Here is a 1002-nt window from a genome sequence, read left to right as displayed (position 1 = left end):
GTATACAGGATCTCCGGAATACCGTTAACAGGCCACCTCTGATCATCTTTCTTCCAGATGGCTTGCCTCATAGCAAGAGCGATTCGCATGGAATTAGCTGCTCCAATTCCCAAGAAATAGCCCATTACCACGCGGCTAAAATCGTCTGCTATGGCTGTCAGCCAGACTTTTCCAATCCTGCCGTATTCATCGACCGCCCAGATATCCAGCTCTTTATGGTCAGCCTGCCACATCTMGTTAGGGCGCTTTGCCTGCCTGCGCAGTATTTGATCGAACTCTTTTTCATAGGCTTCTTCGCTATCATGAGCGAGCACTTTCAGTCTGCGGTCTAATTGTCGACAGACTTGTGCAACGAGCGAATACGACGGTGCTTGCAATTTATTTTTTGTGCAGGCTTCAACTACCTGCTCCCAAACCCATGTGACTGTTGGTTTTGGTGTCTTCAGAAAGAGCCCCTCAATGACCACCTGCAGTTCAGCGCTTAGGCGTCTTCGCCCGCCCTTATCGCTTCGTCCAGCACGGTGAAGGCCCTTTAGCCCCTCAGTATCAACCGCTTTAATCTTGCGCCAGACGGAGCGTGTGCTGAGCTTTGCCTCCCGGGCAATCTCGCTTACAGTGGCCTCTCCTGCGAAATAACGAGCAAGAAGCTTTGACATAGCCAAGGCAGAATCTGCATACGCTAACTTTTGGTTGCCCATGTCGCTCCTATATGCAAAAGTTACGAGTTTCGCTACACTGGTTTCCTCGCTCAAGAAGAGCATTCTTTCGTGTAGCGAAAATAATAATCAAAATTCAAACAGTTTCACCACTAGTTTCGCTACATATTTTCTAATAAAGGAACAGCAGTGAAGATTGGCTATGCAAGAGTATCCACAGAAGAGCAGAATCTGGATATGCAATTGACGGCACTCCGGAAAGCTGGTTGCAAAAAGATTTTCCAAGAGAAAATCTCTGGCACCAAGTGGGAACGACCAGAGCTGCACAAAATGCTAGATATTGTAG

1 protein-coding gene and 1 pseudogene are annotated in these 1002 nt (G+C 47.9%); one reads left to right on the top strand and one right to left on the bottom strand.

Annotation, left to right across the window (positions count from 1 at the left end):
- Nucleotides 1-752: pseudogene (locus A0J57_RS26260) on the bottom strand (hypothetical protein); the annotation flags it as partial.
- A 93-nt stretch (nucleotides 753-845) separates the two neighbouring features.
- Between A0J57_RS26260 and A0J57_RS25765 the strand changes: the two are divergent.
- Nucleotides 846-1002 (top strand): recombinase family protein (locus A0J57_RS25765; protein ID WP_161942158.1); only part of this gene is annotated, 157 nt, incomplete at its 3' end.

This window comes from Sphingobium sp. 22B (assembly GCF_001580035.1).
Taxonomy (GTDB): domain Bacteria; phylum Pseudomonadota; class Alphaproteobacteria; order Sphingomonadales; family Sphingomonadaceae; genus Sphingobium; species Sphingobium fuliginis.
This window is presented reverse-complemented; position numbering and strand designations above follow the sequence as displayed.